Consider the following 4,234-nt stretch of genomic DNA (forward strand, 5'->3'; position numbering starts at 1 on the left):
CTGATCACCCACGCAGTGGCCCGGCTGTCGAGTTCCTTTCTTCTGACCCGCTTCCTCGCCGACAGCGGTCTGCAGTCCGGCCTGCAGGAATCCATTGTCAAGATTACAGGTTACACGATTTGGGTTTTTGGAATCCTCCTCTCCTTCAACGTGCTCGGTTTCAGCACCGCATCCATGGCGGTGGGCCTGGGCGCTTTGGGAATCGGGCTCGGATTCGGGCTCCAGAACATCTTCAACAACTTCGTAAGCGGACTCATTCTCCTGTTCGAGCGACCCATTCAGGTGGGAGACGCACTAGAGATCAACGGGGTATGGGGTGTGGTCCGTAAGATAAACGTTCGATCCACGGTGGTGCAGACCTGGGACAACGCCTCCCTCATCATCCCCAACTCCGAATTCGTGAGTTCCCAGGTAATCAACTGGAGCTTCCAGGATTTGCGTTTGCGACGAAACATCGGTGTGGGCGTGGCTTACGGGTCCGACGTACAATTGGTGAAGCGGACACTACTCGAGGCGGCCGGGAATCATCCGAGAGTCCTCAAAGAACCTGCTCCCGACGTACTGTTCACCGATTTCGCGGACAGTGCGCTTCTGTTCAAACTGAGGTTCTGGACCACGGTGGACGTGTCTTTGAGCACTGAAACCGATCTCCGTTTCGAAATCGATCGCCTCTTCCGGGAGCGCAATATCGCTATTCCTTTCCCCCAACGCGAACTTCACATCCGTTCCGTGGTGGAACCCAATCCGAAGCAGGCGAAGGACCAAGGGGTAGAAACAACGTAACCGTTCACAGGGTCATAATAAGCCTTTGTTTGTGGGGGAAACAATGTTGGTCGTCATAAACAGAAAGGCGTTTCCAGCCCGTCTCACTCGTCGCACCGATAGGGGTCGATCATGATGGATGGGTGGCCCGGACAACTTGTTGTCCGGGTCCGGAGGACAGGAGGTGACCGTACGTCTTAAATCGTAGGGCTGCGTGATCTTATATGCCGGGTGGGGCCTCTTGTTGCTGCGCAACGCGGACAACAAGTTGTCCGCGCCACCCCACCCAATATACCGTCCCATGACGGAATTGTAGACGGATTCCAAAAGTTCTCTCGTGATACGCCGTCAATGGATACGCCCCGCCGAAGCGCGGTTCCCGCAACTCCCCCGATCATATACCGGTATTTCGACCGCAACGTTCAGGAAAGCGGTTCATTTCCGGTCTTTTCCGTTTCAACGCACACGCGGTTGCGCCCCTCTTCCTTGGCTCTGTACATAGCCGCGTCCGCTTGTTTCAGCAGATCCTTGGTATCGATCGAGTCCGGCGCCGCGGACGCCACCCCCACGCTCACCGTAAGGCGCAGACGGCCCGCTTCGGTTTCTATGATTCCGGACTCCACCGCGGCTCGAATGCGCTGGGCCACGTGTACGGCGGCTTGTTTCCCGGTTTCAGGCAACAATACGGCAAACTCCTCTCCCCCCAGACGCCCCAACACGTCCACTTCCCGCAGGCAATCCTTGATGATGGAGGCCAAGTTGCGTAACGCTTCGTCACCGATGTGGTGTCCGAACGTGTCGTTGATGGACTTGAAACGGTCGGCGTCGATCATCAGGAGGCTCACGGGATGGCCGTACCGGGCGGCCCGAGCCGCCTCTCCTTTGAAGGAATCCATGAAATGCCGCCGGTTGAAGGTTTTCGTAAGATCGTCAACAGTGGCCAGGGCCTCGAGCCGACCTTGAAATCGATTCACAGTGAAAATCACAACCGCTATGATGAAACAGGTGACCAGGAATCCAACGCCCAGATTGCCGAACATCGTAACCCGTATGTTTCTCAGGGGCGCGCCCTCTCCCTGTTCCACGATCAGGAACCAGTCGAAGTCCGGAAAGTAACGGAGCGCGAGAAAGAGGCGCCGGCCGTTCCGGTCGAATTCATAGATGTGCGACTCGAACTTTTTGGTCAGGATCTCCTTTTCCAATCCTTCGATGCCTTCCATCTCGGACAGACGCGCCCTTTCGACAAGGTGGTTGTCGGGGTGCATCTGGACCAGGCCCTCCGAATCGACCATGTATACGGTTCTTTTGTATTTCTCGCGATACGACCTCAGAATGGCGCCCACCTTTTCCATATTCAGGGCGACGCCGGTAACGCCCAGAAGGAGCCCTCCGTCGCCCTCCAGACGATGGTTGATGAACACCGTCAGAGTGCCCGCCGCGGCTTCGTCCGTGTCCACATCCAAACCGAACCCGGCGCCCGATTCGATGAAGTCGTAGTACCAGACATCGTGGGCGTCCTGCGGACCCATTTTCTTCAAAATACCCGCGTAGTAATAATAGTTCCCGGTAGCCTCGGAGACAAAGAAGGAGGAAGAAAATCCATACTTGTCTTTGATCTCTTTCAAATACTTAGTAATTTTTTCCATGTCTTTCTCGCCCCCCAAAGCCCAGTCCTTGAGAAACGTGTCGTTGGCCATGAGGGAGGAAACATAGATGGGTCGCATGAGATCCCGCTGAATCTCGGAATAGATGTTGTTGCTGATCAGGGGAAGGGTTTCATCGATGATGTTCGATCGGAAGGAACCTCTGGACACAAAGTAGCTGAGGAGACTGGTGCATACAAAAGCCAGCACCAGGACGGAACTCAAGGTCAATATCAATTTGGTCCTGATGCTGACGTTTCGCATGCGTCGGTTAACCCTCGTGGATTCACAAGTCGGCCGGAAAAAGCTTGCCGGGCAGGGCCACGGCTTGCTCGAACGATGGAGGCGGCGCGAGCGAAAAGTATCCGTCCGATCCGGACCGGGTGGAGATAGGGCTGGAGACGGCTTCAATCAGTAGGGCGGACGTTCAGCGGTAGCCCTAGCCTGCATCGACCTGAAGATTACTAGATAGCGCCTGCTTATCATAGAATCAAGCCGGACGTTGAAACAAAACGAAACCGGTTTGGATTCGGCCGAGTATGACGAAGGAAGAGCGGGCCAAAGCCACCCGCTAGTGTTGAGCTGAACCAGCGGAGCTTATTTTGATCTGCTGAAGGAAACTTTAAAAAGTTTCTCTCAGACTCCTTTCAAAATCTTCGAGCGTGGCCGCACCGCCCTGGGCGGAGCGGCCGAGGATTTTGTATACTCATCCCAGGTTTCGAACCCGGTCCAGTCTATTTTGCACAGCCGGAGGGGCCGGTTTGTCGCAGATCCTGAGCCGGCCTGCTGTGAGCCTGTCGAACCGGCCCGCGGTGAGCCTGTCGAGCCCGCCGATGGAAAACCCGCTCCTGCATCCATATTCTTCCTTGAATGTCCAAGCTCGTTTGGGTTGCCGTTACGAGCCTTTTTCCTGTTGTTTTAACGGCCGAGTCCGGCTAAAAGGGAGGATACACATAAAATCCATTCGAGGGAGGATGTTCCAATGGGGAAATTGGGGTTATTCATGGTCCTGACCGTACTGTGGGTGGGTTTGACGGCCGCGGCGCCGTGTTTCGCGGAAATCCGGGTGCTGGATGGAAACCGTAACGTCCTGGGGATTCTCTTGGAGGATACCGGCCTTCACGTGACCATCTTTATGCCCAAACTGGAGAAGAGTATTGTGATCAACAAACTCACCGGAGATACGGATAGCCTCGAGAAGCCGTTCCTGTACGAGGAAAAAGGGTTGAAGGGCTGCACCGGCATACCGCACGCCCCGACGGCTCAGGTCGTTTTTCGCGCGGCCAGGGACGGCAAACTCCATGTGGGCGTCCAACCGCCGGTTGTGGTGGATGTGCATTCGGTCCAGACGGGTCCGGACTCGAGAACGGACCAGCTTGCCTGTTTCGGAACCAGCCAGGGCTCCACCCAGGCCTTCAGATTGATCGATTTCGAGGATCAACTCCCGTTCAAACTCCCCATTACCCTGCCCAGTAACTACGAGTACGTCAATTGTTGTGAATAAACGACATCCCCCGGGAGGGGAAATACGCCCTTTCCTTCCCGGAATATGATCATGTTACTGATCCAGCCTGTGACATTTCACGCATCCGGCCCTTCCCCACCGAGATAATGCTCACGCCGGGTGGCGCGGACAACTTGTTGTCCGCGTTGCGAAGCAACAACAGCCCCTGCCCCGGCGCTTGCAACCACTCGGCTCTGTGGCGCGAACCCTGCATGCCGTCCGTCCCCCGGGCGCGCTGCGCATGATCGTAATTCACCGGGTTATGCTGTCCAATCTCGGCTTGTCAGGGCGTAGTTGCGAAGCAACGAAGCCTGATCCCAATCCC

General features: G+C 55.9%; 3 protein-coding genes. 2 read left to right on the forward strand and 1 reads right to left on the reverse strand.

Annotated features, from left to right (window positions below; all coding sequences use genetic code 11):
- Window positions 1-15 precede the first annotated feature (15 nt).
- Window positions 16-783 carry a mechanosensitive ion channel gene (locus HY788_03380; protein ID MBI4773218.1) on the forward strand — a complete coding sequence of 256 codons (768 nt, stop codon included), beginning with the start codon at window positions 16-18 and terminating at the stop codon, window positions 781-783.
- A gap of 401 nt (window positions 784-1,184) precedes the next feature.
- Here the strand turns inward: HY788_03380 and HY788_03385 are convergent, their stop codons facing one another.
- On the reverse strand, window positions 1,185-2,669 hold the full coding sequence (locus HY788_03385) for a GGDEF domain-containing protein (protein ID MBI4773219.1): 1,485 nt from the start codon (window positions 2,667-2,669) through the stop codon (window positions 1,185-1,187).
- Between the two features lie 718 nt (window positions 2,670-3,387).
- Between HY788_03385 and HY788_03390 the strand changes: the two genes are divergently transcribed.
- On the forward strand, window positions 3,388-3,909 hold the full coding sequence (locus HY788_03390) for a hypothetical protein (GenBank protein ID MBI4773220.1): 522 nt from the start codon (window positions 3,388-3,390) through the stop codon (window positions 3,907-3,909).
- Window positions 3,910-4,234: the final 325 nt, after the last annotated feature.

The sequence above is a fragment of the Deltaproteobacteria bacterium genome (genome assembly GCA_016208165.1).
Classification (GTDB): Bacteria; Desulfobacterota; Desulfarculia; order JACQYL01; family JACQYL01; genus JACQYL01.